Consider the following 20,588-nt stretch of genomic DNA (forward strand, 5'->3'; position numbering starts at 1 on the left):
TGGGGACTGTCTCCGTTTGGTGCTCGATAAGATACGGAGAGAGTCCCCGGTTCGCAAGGAGTAACTGGATGACGCAGGTCAGACCCATGCGTGCGGATGCTCGCCGCAACTACGAGCGATTGCTGAAGGTGGCCGCCGAGGCCTTCGCCGAGCACGGGGAGAACGCGTCGCTGGATGACATCGCCAAGCGGGCGGGCGTCGGCTCCGGCACGCTCTACCGGCACTTCCCGACGCGGCAGGCGCTGCTGGAGGCCGCGTTCGTGGACCGGCTGGAGGGGCTGGCGGCGATGGCCGACGAGTTCGCCGCGGAACTGCCGCCGAGCGCGGCGCTGACGGAGTGGCTGAACGAACTGTGCGTCGCCACCATCCAGGTACGCGGCCTGAAGGCTCTGCTGGGCTCGGCGGTCACGGACGGCAGCTCGGCCGCGGTCACGGCCTGCGGCACCACGGTCCGCGGCGCGGCGACCCGGCTGGTGGACGCGGCGAAGGCGGAGGGCACCCTGCGCCCGGACATCGAGCCGATCGAACTCCTGCGCCTGGCGCACGGACTGGCCACGGCATCGGAACTGGCCGACGGGCAGGGCAAGGAGATCCGGCGGTATCTGTCGCTGCTCACGGAGGGGTTGCGGCCGTAGCGCCCACGGCCGCGCGCCCCTCCCCGGATCTGCGTGAGCGAGCCTTCGTCAGAGTGCCTGCGCCCCCGGCTTCACCATGTTCCGTACGGTCCGGGCCTTCACGAACTCGCCCAGCGCCGTCATGTCCCACTCGCCGGAGAACTGGCGGACCAGCTTGGCCATCATCACGCCGGTCTGCGATTCCGCGTTGGTGAGGTCGAAGCGGACCAGTTCCTCGTCGGTCGCCGCGTCCAGGAGGCGGCAGTAGGCCTTGGCGACCTCCGTGAACTTCTGGCCGGAGAAGGAGTTGACGGTGAAGACCAGGCCGGTGACCTCCGGGGGGATCCGGCCGAGGTCGACCACGATCACCTCGTCGTCGCCGCCTCCCTCGCCGGTGAGGTTGTCGCCGGAGTGCTTGATCGCGCCGCCCAGGATGGACAGCTTGCCGAAGTAGCAGCTGTCGACGTGGTCGCGCTGCGGGCCGTAGGCGATGACCGAGGCGTCCAGGTCGATGTCCTTGCCGCGGAACGCCGGCTCCCAGCCCAGCCCCATCTTGACCTGGGAGAGCAGCGGGCTGCCGCCCTTGACCAGGGACACGGTCTGGTTCTTCTGGAGGCTGACCCTGCCCTTGTCGAGGTTGATCTTCCCGGCGCCCGGCGCGGGCGCGGCGGGCGCCGCGGGCGGGGCCACGACGGGGGGAGCCGTCGGCTGCGGGGCCGCGGGCTGGGGAGCCGCCGGCTGGGGGGTCGGGGCCGTCGCCGGTTCCTCCACTGTGACGCCGAAGTCGGTCGCGATGCCGGCCAGCCCGTTCGCGTACCCCTGGCCGACCGCGCGGGCCTTCCACGCGCCGTTGCGCAGGTAGATCTCGACGACCACCAGGGCCGTCTCGGTGCCCAGCTGCGGCGGCGTGAACGTGCCCAGCACCGAGCCGTCCTCCGCGTTGCGGATCGTCGCCGTCGGCTCGATGCCCTGGAAGGTCTGACCTGCGGCGTCGGGGCTCGCGGTGACGACGATCTTCTCGATGCCCGGAGGTACGGCCGCCGTGTCGACGGTGATGGCGTCCGCGGACGTACCGCCGCCGGAGCGGTACGTCACACCCGGGCCGCTGGGCTGGTTGTAGAAGATGAAGTCGTCGTCGGAGCGCACCTTGCCGTCGCCGGTGAGCAGCAGGCCCGACACGTCGAGCCGCACCGGGGCGGCGACGTCCACCGCCACCCGGGAGACGGGGAGAGGGATGTTCGAGCCAGGGGTCATAGCTGTCATGCCTCGTGAACGAACGATCCCGCTTTACCGTTCCCTTACCGAAGAGCGGACCCCCCGGAAACCCCCGATCGGCTCAGGGGGCACCGCGATCCGGCTCAGGGGACCACGACGATCTTCCGTCCGACGCCCGCCGCGAACTGCTCCAGCGCCTGCGGGTAGCTGTCCAGCGGGAGGCGGTCGCTGATGAAGACCTCCGGGTCCAGGACCCCGTTCGCGAACAGCTCCGCCGCGCGTTCGTAGCTGTGCAGGACGGCCATGGAGCCGGTGATGGTGATCTCCTGGTTGTAGATGCGGTACGGGTCGATCGTCACCCGGGTCGCGTAGTCGGCGACGCCGAACTGGAGGAAGGTTCCGGCCTTGCCCACCCGCTCCAGGCCGTCCTGGATCGCCGCCGCGTTGCCGGTCGCGTCGATCACCACGTCCCAGCCCCGCGGCCGGTCCAGTTCGTCGGCGTTCGCGGCGGAGGCGGAGACGCCGAGCGCGCGGGCGGTCTCCAGGCGGGCCGGGTTCAGGTCGACCACGTCGACGCTCGCCGCGCCGGTCCGCTTGGCGAGTTCCAGCATCATCAGGCCCATGGTCCCGGAGCCGTAGATCAGGACGTGGGCGCCCAGACGGGAGTTGAGGACGTCGTAGCCGCGCACCGCGCAGGACAGCGGCTCGACCAGTGCCGCGTCCTGGGTGCGGACGTGCTCGGGGAGCTTCACGCAGTTGGCGACCGGGGCGAGCGCGTACTGCGCGGCGCCGCCCGGCACGGTCACGCCGATCGCGGCCCAGCGTTCGCAGAGGTTGTTGTGGCCGTCCCGGCAGTAGCGGCACTCGTGGCAGTACAGGGACGGGTCGACCGCGACCTGGTCGCCGATCGCCACCTCGGTCACCTGGGCGCCGACGCCGACCACCTCGCCGGCGAACTCGTGGCCCGGCACGATCGGCAGCTTGGGCGCGAACTCGCCCTGGAGGATGTGGAGATCGGTTCCGCACAGGCCGCAGGCGGCCACCTCCACCACGACCTCGCGGGGCCCCGGTGTGGGGTCGGGGACCTCGGTGACGACGGCACGGCCCACGGACTCGATGACGGCGGCCTTCATTTCACGGCTCCCAACGACAGGCCCTGGACCAGCTTGTCCTGGGCGGCGAACCCCGCGGCGAGTACCGGCAGGGAGACGACGAGCGACGCGGCGCACACCTTGGCCAGGAACAGGCCCTGGCTGGTGATGAAGCCGGTCAGGAAGACGGGGGCGGTCTCGGCGACCACGCCCGTCAGGACTCGGGCGAAGAGAAGTTCGTTCCAGCTGAAGATGAAGCAGATCAGGGAGGTGGCAGCGATGCCGGGCAGGGCGATCGGGGCGACCACGCGCGCGAGGATCGTCGGGAGGCGGGCGCCGTCGATCTGGGCCGCCTCGATCACCGCGACCGGGACCTCGGCGAGGAACGACTGCATCATCCACACCGCGATCGGCAGGTTCATGGAGGTGTAGAGGATGACCAGGAACCAGATGTTGTCCAGCATCCCGGTGTTCTTCGCGAACAGGTAGATCGGCAGCAGACCGGCCACGACCGGCAGCATCTTGGTGGAGAGGAAGAAGAACAGGACGTCCGTCCACTTCTTCACCCGCCGGATCGACAGCGCGTAGGCCGCCGGGAAGGCCAGGACGAGGACGAAGAGCGTGGAGACGACCGACGCGACCGCCGAGTTGATCAGCGCCGGCCAGGGGCTCGCGCCACCGCCGGCCCCGAAGAACTCGCGGTAGCCGTCCAGGGTGAGGGCGGCACCGAAGGAGGGCGGGTTGGTCGCCGCGTCCGCCTCGGAGTGGAAGGACGTCAGCGCCATCCAGGCGATGGGGAAGAAGAAGACGATGCCGACGAGCCAGGCCACCAGCCCGACGCTGCGGCCCCGGTGCTTCCTGACGCGTATGGCGAGGCTGCTCATGCGCGGGACACCTCCTCGCGGAACAGGGACGACACCACGCGCAGGGCGAAGGTCGCGATGATGATCGAGCCGATGACGACCAGGACGCCGGCGGCCGAGGCGAGGCCGTTCTCGTGGGCCTGGTAGAAGCTCTGGTAGACGGTGTACGGGAGGTTGGCGGTGCCGAGGCCGCCGGACGTGATCGTGAAGACCGCGTCGAAGTTCTGGACGATGTAGATGCAGCCCAGCAGGGCGCCGAGTTCGAGGTAGCGGCGCAGGTGCGGGAGCGTCAGATAGCGGAAGACCTGCCAGTCGCTCGCGCCGTCCACCCGGGCGGCCTCGATCTGCTCGGGGTCACGGCTCTGCAGCCCGGCGAGCAGGATCAGCATCATGAACGGCGTCCACTGCCACACCAGGGCGGCCTCGACCGCCAGCAGCGGGGTGCTGGAGATCCAGTCGGGCTGCGGTCCGCCGACATAGTGCAACAGGCCGTTGAGCAGGCCGTATTCGGGGTTGTAGAGGACGTGCTTCCAGAGCAGGGCGGCGGCCACCGGGACCACCAGGAAGGGGGCGATCAGCAGGGTGCGGACGATGCCACGGCCGCGGAACCTGTTGTTCAGGAGCAGGGCCAGGGCGAGGCCGAGGACCAGGCTCACCAGGACCACGGTGACCGTGAGCAGCACGGTCGTCCACACCGAGTGGCGCAGGTCGGCGTCGGTGAGGACCTGGCGGTAGTTGTCGACGCCGGCGAAGTGGCGGGCCTTCGGGTAGAGGGCGTTCCAGTCGAAGAAGGAGATGACCACCGTGGCCACGAAGGGCAGCTGGGTCACGACGATCATGAAGACCAGGGCGGGCAGGAGAGGAGCCCGGGTGGCCCAGGCGCGCAGGCGGGCGGAGGGCGGCCGCGTGGCGCGTACGGGTGTCGCTGGGTAGGGAGCTGTGGTCGCGGTCATCGTCCCTCGTACTCCTTGGAGATCTTCTCGGCGAGCTGCTGGGACTTCTTCAGGGCCGAGTCGACGGACTGTCGTCCGGCGATGGCCGAACTGATCTCCTGGGAGACCTTGGTGCCGAGATCGGTGAACTCGGGGATGTCGACGAACTGGATGCCGGGCGCGGGGCGGGGCTGGACGCCGGGGTCGTTCGGGCGGGCGCTCTCGATGGCCTCCTTGGTCATCTCCTGGAACGCGGCGGCCGACTTCACGTAGTCGGGATTCGTGTACGTCGACGCCCGCTTGCCCGCCGGGACGTTGGACCAGCCGCTGGTCTGGCCGACCAGTTCCTCGTACTGCTTGCTGGACGCCCAGGACACGAACTTCCAGGCCTTGTCGGGGTTGCGGGAGGCCTTCTGGATGCCCCAGGCCCAGGTGTAGAGCCAGCCGGCGGACTTGGTCTGCTCGACGGGTGCGGGGGCGTATCCGAGCTTGCCCTTGACCGGGGAGCCGTTCGCCTCCAGGAGGCCGGCCGCGGAGGTGGCGTCGTACCACATGGCGACCTTGCCCTGGGTCATGTTGTTGAGGCACTCGGCGAAGCCGGACTGGGGGGCGCCGGACTCGCCGTGCTTGCGGACGAGGTCGACATAGAACTTCGTCGCCTTCTCGAAGCCGGGCCCGGTCAGCTGGGCCTTCCAGTCCTTGTCGAACCAGGTGCCCCCGTAGGTGTTCACGACCGTGGTCAGCGGTGCCATCAGCTCGCCCCAGCCGGGCAGGCCGCGCAGGCAGATGCCGCGCATGCCGGACTGGGCGCCGTCCACCTTGGCGGCGAGGTCGGCGACCTGCTGCCAGGTGGGGTGCGCGGGCATCGTCAGGCCCTTGGCCGTGAAGACGTCCTTGCGGTACATCAGGAAGGACGACTCGCCGTAGAAGGGCTGGCCGTAGAGCTTGCCGTCGTCCGCGGTCAGGGACTCGCGCATCGGCTGGAGGATGTCCTTCTCGTCGAAGCCGGGGTCCTTGGCGACGTAGGAGTCCATCTCGTGCAGCCAGCCGTTGCGGGCGTAGATCGGTATCTCGTAGTTGGACAGGGTGGCCACGTCGTACTGGCCGGCCTGGTTGGCGAAGTCCTGGCTGATCTTGTCGCGGACGTCGTTCTCTGGCAGGACGGTGAAGTTGACCTTGATGCCGGTCTCCTTGGTGAAGCGCGGCGCGAGCTTCTGGAGTTCCGTCATCTGGGGGTTGTTCACCATCAGCACATTGATCGAATCGCCGCCTGAACCGGACCCGCCCGCACCGACCCAGCAGCCGGAGAGCAGCGGGGCGAGCAGCGTCCCTGCGGCGGCCATGGCGAGTGTGACTCGCGGCCTCCGTCGGCTCGGGGTTCGCATGGATCGCTCCTGGAGGAATCGTGATATATGGGGCACTGCGGGGTGTGGAAGGGCCCTTCGGAAAGGGCGTGGGTGTGTCGTCGGTGTGTCAGACCCGGATGACCTGCGGGCCCAGCAGGGCGTAGCGATGGGCCTCAGCGGCCGGAAGAAGGGTGCTCGTCACGATCGCCTCCAGGGCGCCGACCTCGGCGAAGCGGCAGAAGCTGACGGCTCCGAACTTGGTGTGCACGCCCGCGAAGACCGTCCGGCGGGCGGCACGGACGGCCTGCGCCTTGACCTCGCTGACGGCGGGGTCAGGGGTGGTCAGGCCGTGCTCGCGCGAGATGCCGTTGGCTCCAATGTAGGCGAGATCGAGAACGAAACCGGCGAGCATCTTCGTCGTCCAGTGGTCGACGGTCGCCAGCGTGCCGGCCCGCACCCGTCCGCCGAGCAGCAGGACCGACATGTTCTCGGTCTCGGCGAGCGCGCCCGCGACCGGCAGTGACGCCGTGACCACGGTCAGTGGCCGGTCGGTCGGCAGCGCCTCGGCGATGAGCTGCGGAGTGAAGCCCTCGTCGACGAAGACGGTCTCGGCGTCGCCCAGAAGGTCCGCGGCGGCGGACGCGATCCGCCGCTTCTCCGGGACATGGCTGGTCGAACGGAAGGCGAGCGTGGTCTCGAAACCGGCGCTCTCGACGGGATACGCGCCCCCGTGGGTACGGCGGACCAGGCCGTGGTCCTCCAGGGCGCGCAGGTCCCGCCGGATGGTCTCCTTGGCCACGCCCAGGTCGGCGGCGAGAGCGGTGACGTCGACCGAGCCGGTGACGCGCGCGGCCCGCACGATCTCGCGCTGGCGTTCTTCCGCCGTCCACGTGCTCATCTCGTCACCCACTTCCCTGTGGAACCGCCCGTTCGGGCCATGCAGCAAGTTCTACAGCGGGTGTGCGAGGCTGACCAGGTCTGTTGCGGGCCCGATACTGCCCGGGTGTGCCCGTTTGCCGGTCGTGGTGCCCGCCTCGGACCTGCGCGGCTGCCGGGTGGGGAGTGAGAGCGGGCAGCCGGGATGCCCGAACACGGCGGCGGGCGGGCCCGTTCGGTGCCCGCCCGCCGTCGTGGACGATCGTTCTCCGCCGTCTGGCGTGATGCCGTCTCCGCCGTCTCCGCCGTCTCGCGTCCCGTTCGGCTTCAGTACGGCCAGACGGGTGGGTCGTTGACGAACCGGCCGCCCAGGTGCGTGTGGGCCGGGTTCTGCGGGTCCAGCTCGCCGTGCTCGGCGATCAGCTTCGCCGCGAACTGCTCGGAGTCGTCCCGCGGCTCGTAGCCGAGCGCCCGGGCGCTGGTCAGGTCCCACCACAGGCGGGTGTTGGCGGAGGAGCCGTAGACGACGGTGTGGCCGACCTTCTCGGCGGTCAGGGCCGCGTGGAAGAGCCGGGCGCCGTCGGCGGGGCTCATCCACACCGAGAGCATGCGCACGTCGGCCGGCTCGGCGAAGCAGGAGCCGATGCGGACGGAGACGGTCTCCAGGCCGTGCCGGTCCCAGTACAGCTGGGCGAGATCCTCGCCGAAGGACTTGGACAGGCCGTAGAAGGTGTCCGGGCGGCGCGGGGTGTCGATCGGGATCAGTGGATCGCCCGCGCGCGGGGCCGGGGTGTAGCCGACGGCGTGGTTGGAGGAGGCGAAGACGATACGCGGCACGCCGGCCTCGCGGGCGGCCTCGTAGAGGTGGTAGGTGCCCTCGATGTTCGAGCGGAGGATCTTCTCGAAGGGTGCCTCCAGGGAGATCCCGGCGAGATGCAGCACCGCGTCCACGCCCCGCACCGCCTCCCGCAGCGCGTCCTGGTCGCCGAGGTCGGCGGTGATCGCGTCCGGCGCCCCGTCGATCGGGCGGACGTCGAGGAGGCGCAGCTCGTAGCCGTACTCCGGGAGCAGGGACCGCATCAGGGTGCCGAGCCCGCCTGCGGCGCCGGTGAGCAGTAGCGTGCGGGGAGTGGGCATCCAAGTCTCCTTGGTCGGCGTCCTCCGGGTGACCCCGAAGGTCTCATCCATGACTGGCATTCACATGCATGGACACGCTAGGGAGATGCGGTGTACCTCGTCAAGTGTGCCGTGGAGTGCGGGAATCCGCTCGCATGTTGGTCGTTTGCCTCCTTGACCGACCCTGAGGGGGCCTCGTAACGTGGTCACGTTCATGAATATGGACGCTGATCAGACACGTGCATCAACAGGGAGCGCCCGTGACGCCAGTCCCTCTCGCCGCGCGGCTCCGTGACCCGCGCGGGCCGCTCTTCTTCCCCGTCACGGCCTACGGCCCCGACGGCTCCCTCGACCTCGACGCCTACCGCGAGCATGTGCGCCGGGGCGTCGAGGCCGGCGCCGCGGCCGTGTTCGCCTGCTGCGGTACCGGGGAGTTCCACGCACTGCTGCCCGAGGAGTTCGAGGCCTGCGTGGGCGCGGCCGTGGCGGCCACCGAGGGCCGGGTACCGGTGATCGCAGGGGCCGGCTACGGCACCGCGCTCGCCGTGCGCTACGCGCGTCTCGCCGCGGCCGCGGGCGCCGACGGCCTGCTCGCCATGCCGCCCTACCTGGTGGTCGCCGGCCAGGAGGGCCTGCTGCGGCACTACCGGGAGCTGGCCGCGGCGACCGATCTCCCGGTGATCGTCTACCAGCGGGACAACGCGGTGTTCACCCCGTCCACGGTCGTCGAACTCGCCCGCACCGAAGGTGTCATCGGCTTCAAGGACGGCCTCGGCGACCTTGACCTGATGCAGCGCATCGTCAGCGCCGTCCGCACCGAGGTCCCCGGCGACTTCCTCTACTTCAACGGCCTGCCGACCGCCGAACAGACCCAGCTCGCCTACCGGGCCATCGGCATCACCCTCTACTCCTCGGCCGTCTTCTGCTTCGTCCCCGAGATCGCCCTCGCCTTCCACGCCGCCCTGCGCGAGGGGGACCGGCCGACGGTGGAGCGCCTGCTGGACGGCTTCTACCGCCCGTTCGTCGAACTCCGTGCCCAGGGCCGGGGCTACGCCGTCTCCCTGGTCAAGGCGGGCGTACGGCTGCGCGGTCTGGACGTCGGCGAGGTCCGGCCCCCGCTGCACGAGCCGGGCGAGGACCATGTGAAGCAGCTCGCCCAGCTGATCGAGCGCGGGTACGCCCTGCTCGAGGAGGACGCGTGACGGCGTCGGCGGGATCCGGAGGGGGACGGTTGACGGCGTCGGCGGGATCCGGAGGGGGACGGTTGAAGGCGTCGGCGTTCGTCTACCCCTGGGACGTGAACGGGGATCCCGGGGCCCCGGAGCGGATCGCCGCGCTCGGCGTGGACCAGGTGACCCTCGCCTCCGCCTACCACTCCACCCGCGCGCTGACCCCCCGGCACCCGCGCCACCGCATCGTCACCGCCGAGTACGCGGCCGTCTACTACCCGGCGGGCGACCACTGGGCGGACCGCCGGCTCCGCCCCCATCCAGCGGGCGACTGGGCCCCCGGTGACGCCTACGGAGAGGCCGCCGAAGCCCTGGCCGGCGCCGGTCTCGAAGTCCACACCTGGGTGATCCTCGCCCACAGCTCCCGCCTGGGCGCCGAGCACCCGGACACCTCGGTCGTCAACGCCTACGGCGACCGCTACCCCTGGGCCCCCTGCATCGCCCAGCCCGCCACACGCGCGTACCTGACCGACCTCGCCGCCGAGGCCGCCGTCCGCCCGGGCGCGGCCGGCGTCGAACTGGAGTCCCTCGGCTGGTACGGGCTCCAGCATCTGCACGCCCACGACAAGACCGCGGGCGTCGCCCTCGGAGACGCCGGCCAGTACCTGATGGCGCTGTGCTTCTGCCCGACCTGCCGGGCCGGGTACGGCGAACAGGGCCTGGACGCCGACGAGTTGGCCACCGCCGTCCGGGAGGCCCTGGAGCCGCTGTGGCGGGGCGCGGCGGACGACGGCGGGTGGCCGACGGTCGAGAAGCTGCTCGGCGAAACGGTGGCGGCGGCCACCCGCGCGTGGCGCGACGGGCGGGCCCGCACGCTCCAGGAGTCCGCCGTGGCCGCGGTGCGCGCGGCGGCCCCCGAGGGCTTCCAGGTACTGCTGCACGCCGACCCGGTGGGCTACCACTGCGGCGCCAACGCGGGCGTGGATCCCGCGCGGGTGCTGTCGGACGCGGACGGTGTCGTGGTCCCCTGCGCGGGCGGTACGGCCCTGCTGACGCCCTTCGCGGAGCACGCGCGCGAGGACACGGTCCTGGCCGCCAACTTCACGGTGGTCTCCGGGATGGGCGGCAGCCCCGGCACCCTGGCGGCCGACGCGGCCCGCGCGCGTGCGCTGGGCGCGACCGAACTGCGGCTGTATCACGCCGGGTTGGCGTCCGACGGCGACCTGGCGGCGGTACGGGAGGCGCTGCGGTGAGCCAGTGACCCGGCGGTGGCCAGCAGCGCACCGCCGAAGACCGCCAGCAGCAGCCGGTGGTCGACGAGTTCCACCAGGGCGGCCCCGACGGCCAGTCCGAGCACGTTCGGCGTGAACATCAGCGTGTCGGCGCTCGCGGTGGCCCGCCCGAGCGCCGCGGCCGGGATCTCGCGCTGTACGGCGGTGTAGGCGGCGATCAGCACACAGGGCAGCCCGAGCCCGAACGCCGCACCGCACACCAGCACCACCGCGTCGTACGGCACCGCCCGCGCGGCCACCGCGACCCCCGTCAGCGCGATGCCGTACGCGGCGAACCGGCGCTCCCCGAGCCGCCGCAGGGCGGGCCCGGCGACCAGCCCGACCGCGACCGAGCCGGCGCCCTGGACGGCGTACAGCACGCCGGTGTAGGCGGGGGAGTGGCCGAGGGCGTCCACCACCGCGTAGTTCAGGCTGCTGCCGAGCGAGGCGAGACACATCGTGACGCCGGCGGCACACACCAGCGGACGCAGGGCCGGGTGCCTCCACAGCAGCCGGACGCCCTCGGTGCTCTGCTGCCGCCGGCTCCCGGTGACCGGCCGCGGGCGCTCCTCGCGCACCCGGAGCAGCGCGCACACCCCCGCCGCCAGCACGAAGGTGCCGGCGTCCAGCAGAGCCACGCTCGGCCCGCCGTACGCCGTGTACAGCGCGACGCCGGTCAGCGGGGCGACCAGCTTCATGCCCTCGCGGGCGGTCGTCCGCAGCCCGTTGAAGTCCCCGAGGAGGGCCGGGGCGACGGCGGCCGCGACCAGGGCGGAGTTGGCCGCGTCCTCGACGACGCCTGCCGCGCCGTACAGGACGAGGACGGTGAAGAGGAGCCAGACGGAGCCGGGCGAGTCGACCGTCCAGAGGGGGAGCAGGAGGACGGCGAGGGCGAGGTTCAGGCGGATGAGCAGGGGCTTGCGGCGGACGCGGTCGGCGAGGGTGCCGAGGGCCGGGCCGAGGAGGGTGGGGGTCCAGAGGGCGGCGGTGCACAGGGCGGCGAGGCCGTCGGAGCCGGTGAGGTCCTTGACCCAGACGCCCGACACCAGCCAGAGCGCGGAACTGCCGAAGCCGGACACCACGACACCGGTGAGGTAGAGGGCCGCGTTGCGGTCGCGGAGGAGGCGGGCCACGGTCCAGGAGGTGGTCATGCCTGGTCATCGTGGGCCTAAGGAGGGAGTGCGGGGATCGGGAAGGTGCCTTAGAAGGACGGCGTGCGAACCGCCAGGGGGTGGGCCGATGAGTTTCGGGGGTCGGTGGGGTCTACCTCCTGAAGGATCTCCGGAACGGACTTGGAGGCGACGGGAATGACCGGCACGACCATGATCGACATCGGCCCGCAGGCGCGGATCGTCGGGATGCTCGCGGAGCGGGTGACGGACGAGCAGCTCGCGGCGTCGACCCCGTGTCCGGATTATGCGGTCGGCCACCTCCTGGCCCATGTGGCGGGGCTGTCCGTGGCCTTCCGGGACGCTGCCCACAAGAATCTGGGGACCACGACCGACCACCGTCCCGATGCCACCGTGCCGGACCTCGGCCCGGGATGGCGGCAGGAACTGCCCAAGGCACTCGACGAACTGGCTCAGGCCTGGCGGGACCCGTCCGCGTGGCGCGGCATGACCCGGGCCGGCGGGATCGACCTGCCGGGAGAGGTGGCGGCGGCGGTCGCCGCCGACGAACTGGTCATCCACGGCTGGGACCTGGCCCGGGCCACCGGCCAGGACTACGTCCCGGACCCGGCGGCGCTGGAGGCGTCGTACGGATTCCTGCGGATGGCGGCGCAGGGCGACCGGGGTCCGTTCGGCCCGGTCGTACCGGTTCCGGAAGGCGTGCCGCTGCTGGACCGGACGGTGGGGCTGAGCGGCCGGGATCCGGGGTGGAAGCCGTAGGAGGACCGGGCCGGAATCCGTAAGGCGACCGGGCCGCAAGCCGTGGAGCCGCTCGAACGGTGAGCGGGCGGGGACCCGGATCCGTACTCTCCTCGCCATGGCACTGAGCCTCACCGTCCTCGGCACGGCCGCTCCGCACCCCCGGCCCGGCCGCCCCTGCTCCGGCTATCTGTTGCGAGGCGGGGGCGCCGAGGTCTGGGTGGACGCCGGGACCGGAACCTTCGCGGAATTGCAGCGGCACACGGATCCGGCCCGGCTCACGGCGATCTGGATCTCGCACCTGCATGCGGACCACAGCGCGGATCTGCTGGCCGCGGCCTACGCGTACGCCTTCGGCGGGATGACCCCGGCCGCGCCGATACCGGTGTACGCGCCACAGGCGTGCGCGGGGCGGCTGGCCGGCTTCTTCGGCCGGCCGGACGTGGGCTTCCTGGCCGGGGTGTTCGACTTCCGGCCGCTGTACGACGGGCACCTGGTCCAGCACTGGAACCTGCGGCTCGGCGCCCGGGCGGTGGCCCACGACGTCGAGGCCTACGGGCTGCGCGCCGAATGCCAGGGGAGTGTGCTGGCGTACTCCGGGGACAGCGGGCCCTGCGACGCGCTGACCGAGCTGGCCGCCCGCGCGGACGTCTTCCTGTGCGAGGCCGACCTCGATGAGCATCGCGATGGCGAACGGGTCCATCTGACTCCGGAGGACGCGGGGCGGATCGCCCGGGACGCGGGTGTGCGGGAGTTGCTGATCACCCATGTGGGTCCGACCCTGACCCGGGAGATGGCGGCGGCCCGGGCGGGGGCGGTGTCGGGACGGCCCACCAGCGTGGCGCGGGAGGGCGAGGCCCGGGGCCTGTGAATCCGCCGGACCCGAGGCGGGGCGCTGGACCCGAGGCGGGCCGCTGCGCCCGGCGGAGCACCTTTGTCAGAAGCATTGACGAAACACAGCCGTCCTCCTACCTTCATCCGCGTCGTACTTCGTACCTCATATATGAGACGCGATACGCGAGATCAGATACGTCAGATCAGCTCCCGGAGCTGATACGTGACCCCGAGAGGCGCGCATGACCTCTGTGCCCATGCCGATCCCGTCCCGCACGCAATATGTGCTGGACGCGATCAAACACCGCATCCTCACCGGTCAGCTGACGCCGGGTCAGGCCCTGGTGGAGACCGAGCTGGCCGCGCAGTTCGGGGTGTCCAAGACCCCCGTGAGGGAGGCGCTCAAGACACTCGCCGGGACCGGGCTGGTCGTGATGAGCCAGTACAAGGGCGTCACGGTGCGCATGGTGGACGCGGACATGGCGCGCGAGGTCTACGACGTACGGCTCCTTCTCGAACCCGAGGCGCTCCGCCGGGCCGTCAGGACAGGCGCCTCCCTGGACGCCGCCCGCGACGCCCTCACCCGTGCCGACGGCGCGACCGACACCGCCGAACGCTCCCTCGCCAACCGGGACTTCCACCGCGCCCTCTACCTCCCGTGCGGCAACCCGCTGCTCGGCCGGATGCTCGACGAGGTCCGCGACCAGGCCGCCCTCGTCTCCGCCGTCGCCTGGGCCGCCTCCCCCTCCTGGGAGCAGGAGGCCGGTGAGCACCGCGAGATCCTGCGGCTGGCCCTGGAGGGCGACGCCGACGGCGCTGCCGGTGCCCTGCGCGCCCACATCGCGTCCTTCGTCGAGCGTGCGTACCCCGAAGCCCAGGCAAAGGAAGAGCAGGAATGAGCAGCGTGGCGTTCGAGGCCCAACGGACGGCCCTGGCCGACGTCGTGGCCATCCCGGTGACTCCGTTCGCCGTGGACGGCGGCGTCGACCGGACCGCCCACCGGGCCCTGCTGCGCCGCCTCCTCGACGGCGGGATCCGCACCCTCACTCCCAACGGCAACACCGGCGAGTTCTACGCCCTCACCCCCGAGGAGCGGCGGCTCGTCACCGAGCTGACCGTCGACGAGGCCGGGGAGCAGGCCACCATCCTCGTCGGCGTCGGACACGACGTGCCGACCGCCGTCGCCTCCGCCCGGCACGCCCGGGAGCTCGGCGCCCGGATGGTGATGGTCCATCAGCCTGTCCACCCGTACGTCTCGCAGGCCGGCTGGGTCGACTACCACCGCGCCATCGCGGAGTCCGTGCCCGAACTGGGCGTCGTCCCCTACGTCCGCAACGCCCAGCTCCCCGGCGCCCGCCTCGCCGAACTCGCCGACGCCTGCCCCAACGTGATCGGCGTCAAGTACGCCGTCCCCGACGCCGCCAAGTTCGCCGCGTTCGCCCGCGACGCCGGTCTCGACCGCTTCGTCTGGGTCGCCGGTCTCGCCGAGCCCTACGCGCCCTCCTACTTCTCGGCCGGCGCCACCGGCTTCACCTCCGGTCTGGTGAACGTCGCCCCGGCCGTTTCGCTGAACATGATCGAAGCGCTTCGATCCGGCGACTACCCGGCAGCCATGAAGGTCTGGGAACAGATCCGCCGCTTCGAGGAACTCCGCGCGGCCAACGGCTCCGCGGACAACGTCACCGTCGTCAAGGAGGCCCTCGCCTCCCTCGGCCTCTGCCGCCGCGACGTCCGCCCGCCCAGCAGGCAGCTGCCCGAGGAAGAGCGCGCCGAGGTCGCCGCCATCGCCTCCGGATGGTCCATATGAACGCGCCTCGCAAGCAGCCCGAAGAACTCCGCAGCCACCAGTGGTACGGCACCGAGGGCCTGCGCTCCTTCAGCCACCGGGCCCGCACCCGCCAGCTCGGCTACCTCCCCGAGGAGCACCTCGGCAAGCCGGTCATCGCGATCCTCAACACCTGGTCGGACATCAATCCCTGTCATGTGCACCTCCGTGACCGGGCGCAGGCGGTCAAGCGGGGCGTGTGGCAGGCCGGCGGCTTCCCGCTGGAGTTCCCGGTCGCCACGCTCTCCGAGACCTTCCAGAAGCCGACCCCCATGCTCTACCGCAACCTCCTCGCCATGGAGACCGAGGAACTGCTGCGGTCGTATCCCGTCGACGGCGCCGTGCTCATGGGCGGCTGCGACAAGTCCACCCCAGCCCTCCTCATGGGCGCCGCCTCCGTCGACCTGCCGGCCGTCTTCGTGCCCGCCGGCCCGATGCTCCCCGGCCACTGGCGGGGCGAGGTCCTCGGTTCCGGCACCGACATGTGGAAGTACTGGGACGACAAGCGCGCCGGTCTGATCGGCGACTGCGAGATGACGGAGCTGGAGAGCGGCCTGGCCCGCTCGCCCGGTCACTGCATGACCATGGGGACGGCCTCCACCCTCACCGCCGCCGCCGAGGCCCTCGGTGTGACCGTCCCGGGCGCGTCCAGCATCCCGGCCGTCGACTCGGGGCACGACCGGATGGCCGCCAGGGCGGGGATGCGGATCGTCGAACTCGTCCACCGGGACCGGCGGCTCTCCGGCATCCTCACCGAAGAGGCGTTCGCGGACGCCGTGACCACCGTCCTCGGCCTCGGCGGCTCCACCAACGCCGTCATCCACCTCATCGCCCTGGCCGGACGGGCGGGCGTGCGGCTCACCCTGGACGACTTCGACCGCATCGCCCGCACCGTGCCCGTCCTCGCCAACGTCCGGCCCGGCGGGCAGAGGTACCTCATGGAGGACTTCCACTTCGCGGGCGGCCTCCCGGGCTTCCTCTCCCGCATCCCCGACCTGCTCCACCTCGACCGGCCGACGGTCTCCCACGACACCTACCGCGAGCAGCTCGCCGGCGCCCGGGTGCACGACGACGACGTCATCCGGCCCCGTGACAACCCGGTGGCCGCCGAAGGCGGAGTCGCCGTGCTGCGCGGCAACCTCTGCCCGGACGGCGCCGTCATCAAGCACATCGCCGCCGAACCGCGGCTCCTCGAGCACACCGGGCCCGCCGTCGTCTTCGACGACTACCGGACCATGCTGCGCACCATCAACGACCCCGCCCTCGGCATCACCGCCGACAGCGTGCTCGTGCTGCGCAACGCCGGACCCAGGGGCGGCCCCGGCATGCCCGAGTACGGCATGCTGCCCATCCCCGACCACCTGCTGAAGCAGGGCGTGCGGGACATGGTGCGGATCTCCGACGCCCGGATGAGCGGTACGAGTTACGGCGCCTGCGTCCTGCACATCGCGCCCGAGTCGTACATCGGCGGGCCGCTCGCCCTCGTGCGCACCGGGGACCCCATCACCCTGGACGTCGCGGCCCGCAGCCTCCGGCTCCACGTGGAGAACGAGGAGCTGGCGCGACGCCGGGCCGAGTGGACGCCGCCGCCCGTGCGCCACCGGCGCGGCTACGGCGCGCTCTACGACCAGCAGATCACCCAGGCCGACACCGGCTGCGACTTCGAGTTCCTGGCCCGGCCGGGCGAGGTCCCGGACCCGTACGCGGGCTGACCGCACCACCCACAACCACCCACAACCGCCCCTGAGGATCGTCGAAGCGCTTCAACTGCATGCATCTAGCAAGCGCTTCCTGCACCCGCTGTAACCAGAGCGAACGGAGAACAGTCATGGCCCAAGCCGCAGCCGTGGCGAAACCGCCCGCGCCACCCCGGCGGCGCCGTGCCTCCGCGACGCCGCGCAGGCTGCCGTATCTGCTGATCGCCCCGGCGGCCCTGCTGATGCTGGGCTTCATCGCCTACCCGGTGCTCAGCGTCTTCTACTACAGCCTGCAGAACTACAACCCGACCAAGCCCTGGCGGAACGGCTTCGCGGGCCTCGGCAACTTCACCCAGGCCTTCGCGCACGACCCGCAGTTCTGGTCCACGCTGACCTTCAGCGCCCAGTGGGTCGTGGTGGAAGTCGGGTTGCAGCTGCTGTTCGGTCTGGCGCTGGCGCTCATCGTCAACCAGACGTTCGTCGGGCGGGCGCTCGGCCGGGCGCTGGTCTTCTCGCCCTGGGCCGTCTCCGGGGTGCTGACCTCCGCGATCTGGGTGCTCCTCTACAACTCCCAGACGGGCATCACGCGTTACCTCGCCGATGCGGGCATCGGGTCGTACGGCACCAGCTGGCTCTCCGACACCTCGACGGTGTTCCCGGCGGCGGTGGTCGCCGACCTGTGGCGCGGCGTCCCCTTCTTCGCGATCCTCATCCTCGCCGACCTCCAGTCCGTCTCCAAGGACCTGTACGAGGCCGCCGAGGTCGACGGGGCCGGCCGGCTCAAGCAGTTCTGGCACATCACGCTGCCGCATCTGAAGGACGCCATCGTCCTTGCCACGCTGCTGCGCGCGGTGTGGGAGTTCAACAACGTCGACCTGCTCTACACCCTGACGGGAGGCGGTCCGGCGGGGGAGACGACGACCCTTCCCCTCTACATCGCCAACACCAGTGTCGACGCCCACAACTTCGGCTATGCCTCCGCGCTGACCACGGTGGCGTTCGTGATCCTGCTCTTCTGCTCGGTGGTCTATCTGCGGCTGAGCAAGTTCGGAGGCGAGGCCAAGTGATCACCGAGATCGCCCCCGAGACCGAACCCGTCGTGTCCCTACCCGCCCGGCCGGGGAAGCGGCGCCGCGCCTGGGACGAGGCCCCCCGCTGGCAGATCTACCTCCCCCTCGGGATCTACCTCCTCTTCACCCTCGTCCCCTTCTACTGGATCCTGCTCTTCGCCCTGCGCCCGGCCGGCTCCACCTCCCTGGTGCCCTGGCCGGTCACCTTCGAGCACTTCCAGAAGGTGTGGACGGAGCGCAGCTTCGGCACCTACTTCACCAACAGCGTCTACGTCGGTGTCGCCACCCTGCTGCTGACCACGGTCGTCGCGCTGGCCGGCGGCTACGCGCTGGCCCGCTTCGACTTCCGGCTCAAGCGCGGCTTCATGCTCGGCCTGCTCTGCTCCCAGTTCGTGCCGGGCGCGCTGCTCCTGGTCCCGCTCTTCCAGATCTTCGCCAAGCTCCAGATGATCAACTCGCTCGGCAGTGTCATCATCGCCGAGACCGTCTTCCAGCTGCCGTTGTCGATGATCCTGATCAGCGGCTTCATCAGGAACGTGCCGTACTCCCTGGAGGAGGCCGCCTGGGTCGACGGCTGCGACCGGCTCACCGCCTTCCGGATCGTCGTCCTCCCGCTGCTGCGGCCCGGGCTGATCGCGGTCGGCTCCTTCGCCTTCGTGCACGCCTGGAACCACTTCCTGTTCGCCCTGATGTTCCTGTCCGACCAGAGCAAGCAGACCATCCCGGTCGGCCTCAACACCCTGATGAGCGCCGACAGCGTCGACCTGGGCGCACTGGCCGCGGGCGGGATCATCGCCGCCGTACCGGTGGTGATCGTCTTCGCCTTCATCCAGAAGTGGCTGATCACCGGCTTCAGCGCGGGGGCGGTGAAGGGATGAGACACCCCACGGGCCGACCGGGCCGGACGCCTACCCTGCAGGCAAAGATCGACAGCGCAGGGAGCATGCCGTGAACTCTTCGACCATCGACATCGTGCTGGCGGGGGCGCGCGGCCACGGCCGCTGGCACCTGGAGAACATCCGCCGCCTTCAGGAGAAGGGGGTCGTCCGGCTGGCCGGCATCTGCGAGCTGACCCCGCTCGGCGCGGACGAGCTGCCGGAGGGCCTCGGCACGCCCGAGCAGTCCGCCGACTTCGGCGCCCTGCTCGATACGACCGGCGCCCGGATCGCCGTGATCTGCACCCCGATCCCCACCCACACCGACCTCGCCCTGACCGCCGCCGAGCGGGGCGTGCACCTGCTGCTCGAGAAGCCTCCGGCGCCGTCCTACGCCGAGTTCCGGCGGATGGCCGACGGGGTCGCCAAGGCGGGCGTGGCCTGCCAGATCGGCTTCCAGTCGCTGGGCTCGGGCGCCGTGCCCGCGATCCGCAAGCTGCTCGCGGAGGGCGCCATCGGAGATGTGGTGGGGGTGGGCGGGGCCGGCGCCTGGGCCCGCGCCGAGTCCTACTTCCGACGGGCGCCCTGGGCCGGCAAGCGGCGCCTGGGCGGCGTGGACGTCGTCGACGGCGTCCTCACCAACCCCTTCGCGCACTCCGTCGCCACCGGCCTCGCCCTGCTCGGCACCCCCCGCGCCGAGGACGTCACCGGCATCGAGACCGAACTGCTGCGCGCCAACGACATCGAGTCCGACGACACCTCCTGCGTCCGCGTCACCACCCCGCGCGGCCCGCTCACCGTCGCCGCCACGCTCTGCGCCGAGGAGCCGGGGGAGCCGTACGTCCTGGTGCACGGCACCAGCGGCCGGATCACCTTCTGGTACAAGCGGGACCGGGTGCTGGTGCAGCGGGCGGGCCACGGCCCGCAGGAGACCGAGTACGGCAGCACGGACCTGCTGGAGAACCTCGCCGACCACCTCACCACCGGCGCCGAACTGCTGGTCGAACCGGACTCGACGGGCGCCTTCATGAAGGTCGTTGAAGCGATTCGACTGGCCGGCGACCCGGCCGCCCTGCCCGCCGACGCCTGGCGCTTCCTGCCCGAGGAGGACCGCCGGGTCGTCACCGGCATCGACGCACTGGTCGCGGCCTGTGCCGACACCCTCGCCCTCTACTCCGAGCTGTCCGCCCCCTGGGCCCCACCGAAAGCGGTGAGCACATGACAGACACCCTGGTGTTACGGGTCGCGGGCCGCCCGGTCGCCCGCTATGCCACCCGGCCCGAACCGCCGAGCCGGCTCTCCCCGCGCCCCTACCTGCACCCCGTCACCACCCTGGCCGGCACGGCGGTCACCGAGCTGACCCCGGCCGACCACACCCACCACCTCGGCGTCGGTGTCGCCGTTCCCGACGTCGAGGGGTTCAACTTCTGGGGCGGGCGGACCTTCGTCCCGGACCGGGGTCCGACCGAGCTGGACAACCACGGCACCCAGCGCCACCTGGCCTTCCAGCTGCGCGACCCCGACGGGTTCGTGGAAGAGCTGCGCTGGACCGCCGCCGGCACCGAGCTGCTGCGCGAGCGGCGCACGGTGTCCGCGACCGAACTCACCGACACCGCCTGGGCGTGGGAGGTGCCCCCATGGCGAGACCGTCGTACGGCGCGTCGTCACCGTCGTCGCCGACGGGCGGCGTGGGCGGGGCGAGGCGGCCGCACTGGTCCGCAAGGCGGTGACCCAATGACCATCCTGGCCTGCCTGCGCTCGGCGGACGCCACGACCTGCGGCGACTGCCGCACGTGCTGACCCAGCGGCTGCCCGGCTCGGCCTCTTCGCCGTGACGCCCGAGGGGCCGGGCCATGGCGGGGCGGCCGCCTTCACCCAGTTCCGGATCAGCGCCCGGTAACCGAACCTCCCCAGCACCTCACATCT

At 71.3% G+C, this 20,588-nt stretch carries 19 protein-coding genes and 1 pseudogene; 12 read left to right on the forward strand and 8 right to left on the reverse strand.

Features of this window, described 5'->3' with window-relative positions; translation table 11 throughout:
• Positions 1 to 68: 68 nt before the first annotated feature.
• On the forward strand, positions 69 to 635 hold the full coding sequence (locus AB0D59_RS22845; RefSeq protein ID WP_362568172.1) for a helix-turn-helix domain-containing protein: 567 nt from the start codon (positions 69 to 71) through the stop codon (positions 633 to 635).
• A gap of 48 nt (positions 636 to 683) precedes the next feature.
• Here the strand turns inward: AB0D59_RS22845 and AB0D59_RS22850 are convergent, their stop codons facing one another.
• The 7 genes from AB0D59_RS22850 to AB0D59_RS22880 form a co-directional block, all read right to left on the reverse strand.
• Positions 684 to 1,868 carry a TerD family protein gene (locus tag AB0D59_RS22850; RefSeq protein ID WP_362568175.1) on the reverse strand — a complete coding sequence of 395 codons (1,185 nt, stop codon included), beginning with the start codon at positions 1,866 to 1,868 and terminating at the stop codon, positions 684 to 686.
• A gap of 104 nt (positions 1,869 to 1,972) precedes the next feature.
• Positions 1,973 to 2,962 carry a zinc-dependent alcohol dehydrogenase family protein gene (locus tag AB0D59_RS22855; protein ID WP_362568178.1) on the reverse strand — a complete coding sequence of 330 codons (990 nt, stop codon included), beginning with the start codon at positions 2,960 to 2,962 and terminating at the stop codon, positions 1,973 to 1,975.
• Positions 2,959 to 3,804, reverse strand: a complete 846-nt coding sequence (locus AB0D59_RS22860) for a carbohydrate ABC transporter permease (RefSeq protein ID WP_362568181.1) — start codon at positions 3,802 to 3,804, stop codon at positions 2,959 to 2,961. The genes AB0D59_RS22855 and AB0D59_RS22860 overlap by 4 nt, the downstream gene beginning before the upstream one ends.
• Positions 3,801 to 4,736, reverse strand: coding sequence for a sugar ABC transporter permease (locus AB0D59_RS22865; protein ID WP_362568184.1), 936 nt, complete (start codon positions 4,734 to 4,736; stop codon positions 3,801 to 3,803). The genes AB0D59_RS22860 and AB0D59_RS22865 overlap by 4 nt, the downstream gene beginning before the upstream one ends.
• The gene (locus AB0D59_RS22870; protein ID WP_362568186.1) at positions 4,733 to 6,100 is read right to left on the reverse strand and encodes a sugar ABC transporter substrate-binding protein; all 1,368 of its coding nucleotides are present in this window, start codon (positions 6,098 to 6,100) and stop codon (positions 4,733 to 4,735) included. The genes AB0D59_RS22865 and AB0D59_RS22870 overlap by 4 nt, the downstream gene beginning before the upstream one ends.
• 88 nt (positions 6,101 to 6,188) lie before the next feature.
• Positions 6,189 to 6,959: a DeoR/GlpR family DNA-binding transcription regulator gene (locus AB0D59_RS22875; RefSeq protein ID WP_362568189.1), complete on the reverse strand. Its 771-nt coding sequence runs from the start codon at positions 6,957 to 6,959 to the stop codon at positions 6,189 to 6,191.
• Between the two features lie 305 nt (positions 6,960 to 7,264).
• Positions 7,265 to 8,074 carry an NAD(P)-dependent oxidoreductase gene (locus AB0D59_RS22880; RefSeq protein ID WP_362568192.1) on the reverse strand — a complete coding sequence of 270 codons (810 nt, stop codon included), beginning with the start codon at positions 8,072 to 8,074 and terminating at the stop codon, positions 7,265 to 7,267.
• 239 nt (positions 8,075 to 8,313) lie between these two features.
• Here AB0D59_RS22880 and AB0D59_RS22885 point away from each other — a divergent pair, with 239 nt between their 5' ends.
• Both AB0D59_RS22885 and AB0D59_RS22890 read left to right on the forward strand, forming a co-directional pair.
• A complete protein-coding gene (locus tag AB0D59_RS22885) occupies positions 8,314 to 9,255 on the forward strand; it encodes a 5-dehydro-4-deoxyglucarate dehydratase (protein ID WP_362568195.1) in 942 nt (313 codons plus the stop codon).
• Between the two features lie 62 nt (positions 9,256 to 9,317).
• The gene (locus AB0D59_RS22890) at positions 9,318 to 10,475 is read left to right on the forward strand and encodes a hypothetical protein (RefSeq protein ID WP_362568198.1); all 1,158 of its coding nucleotides are present in this window, start codon (positions 9,318 to 9,320) and stop codon (positions 10,473 to 10,475) included.
• Here AB0D59_RS22890 and AB0D59_RS22895 read toward each other — a convergent pair.
• Positions 10,418 to 11,644, reverse strand: a complete 1,227-nt coding sequence (locus AB0D59_RS22895) for an MFS transporter (RefSeq protein WP_362568200.1) — start codon at positions 11,642 to 11,644, stop codon at positions 10,418 to 10,420. The two genes, AB0D59_RS22890 and AB0D59_RS22895, sit on opposite strands and share 58 nt — an antisense overlap.
• 156 nt (positions 11,645 to 11,800) lie before the next feature.
• Between AB0D59_RS22895 and AB0D59_RS22900 the strand changes: the two genes are divergently transcribed.
• The 9 genes and pseudogenes from AB0D59_RS22900 (at position 11,801) to AB0D59_RS22940 (ending at position 20,400) form a co-directional block, all read left to right on the forward strand.
• Positions 11,801 to 12,382 carry a TIGR03086 family metal-binding protein gene (locus AB0D59_RS22900; protein WP_362568203.1) on the forward strand — a complete coding sequence of 194 codons (582 nt, stop codon included), beginning with the start codon at positions 11,801 to 11,803 and terminating at the stop codon, positions 12,380 to 12,382.
• Positions 12,383 to 12,479: 97 nt separating this feature from the next.
• Positions 12,480 to 13,232, forward strand: coding sequence for an MBL fold metallo-hydrolase (locus AB0D59_RS22905; RefSeq protein WP_362568206.1), 753 nt, complete (start codon positions 12,480 to 12,482; stop codon positions 13,230 to 13,232).
• Between the two features lie 205 nt (positions 13,233 to 13,437).
• Positions 13,438 to 14,094: a GntR family transcriptional regulator gene (locus AB0D59_RS22910; protein ID WP_362568209.1), complete on the forward strand. Its 657-nt coding sequence runs from the start codon at positions 13,438 to 13,440 to the stop codon at positions 14,092 to 14,094.
• Positions 14,091 to 15,002 (forward strand): dihydrodipicolinate synthase family protein, encoded by a 912-nt coding sequence (locus AB0D59_RS22915; protein ID WP_362568211.1) that lies wholly within the window; start codon positions 14,091 to 14,093, stop codon positions 15,000 to 15,002. Before AB0D59_RS22910 ends, AB0D59_RS22915 begins: the two co-directional genes overlap by 4 nt.
• Positions 14,999 to 16,732, forward strand: a complete 1,734-nt coding sequence (gene araD, locus AB0D59_RS22920) for an L-arabinonate dehydratase (protein WP_362568213.1) — start codon at positions 14,999 to 15,001, stop codon at positions 16,730 to 16,732. The genes AB0D59_RS22915 and araD overlap by 4 nt, the downstream gene beginning before the upstream one ends.
• Before the next feature lie 116 nt (positions 16,733 to 16,848).
• Complete coding sequence (locus AB0D59_RS22925; protein WP_362568215.1) at positions 16,849 to 17,784, forward strand: sugar ABC transporter permease; 936 nt, start codon at positions 16,849 to 16,851, stop codon at positions 17,782 to 17,784.
• Complete coding sequence (locus AB0D59_RS22930) at positions 17,781 to 18,665, forward strand: carbohydrate ABC transporter permease (RefSeq protein ID WP_362568218.1); 885 nt, start codon at positions 17,781 to 17,783, stop codon at positions 18,663 to 18,665. The genes AB0D59_RS22925 and AB0D59_RS22930 overlap by 4 nt, the downstream gene beginning before the upstream one ends.
• Before the next feature lie 70 nt (positions 18,666 to 18,735).
• The gene (locus AB0D59_RS22935) at positions 18,736 to 19,884 is read left to right on the forward strand and encodes a Gfo/Idh/MocA family oxidoreductase (protein WP_362568221.1); all 1,149 of its coding nucleotides are present in this window, start codon (positions 18,736 to 18,738) and stop codon (positions 19,882 to 19,884) included.
• A pseudogene (locus AB0D59_RS22940) lies at positions 19,881 to 20,400 on the forward strand (DUF6807 family protein). Before AB0D59_RS22935 ends, AB0D59_RS22940 begins: the two are co-directional and overlap by 4 nt.
• The last annotated feature ends 188 nt before the right edge of the window (positions 20,401 to 20,588 follow it).

It is taken from the genome of Streptomyces sp. NPDC048417, from assembly GCF_040651615.1.
In the GTDB taxonomy this organism is placed as follows: domain Bacteria; phylum Actinomycetota; class Actinomycetes; order Streptomycetales; family Streptomycetaceae; genus Streptomyces.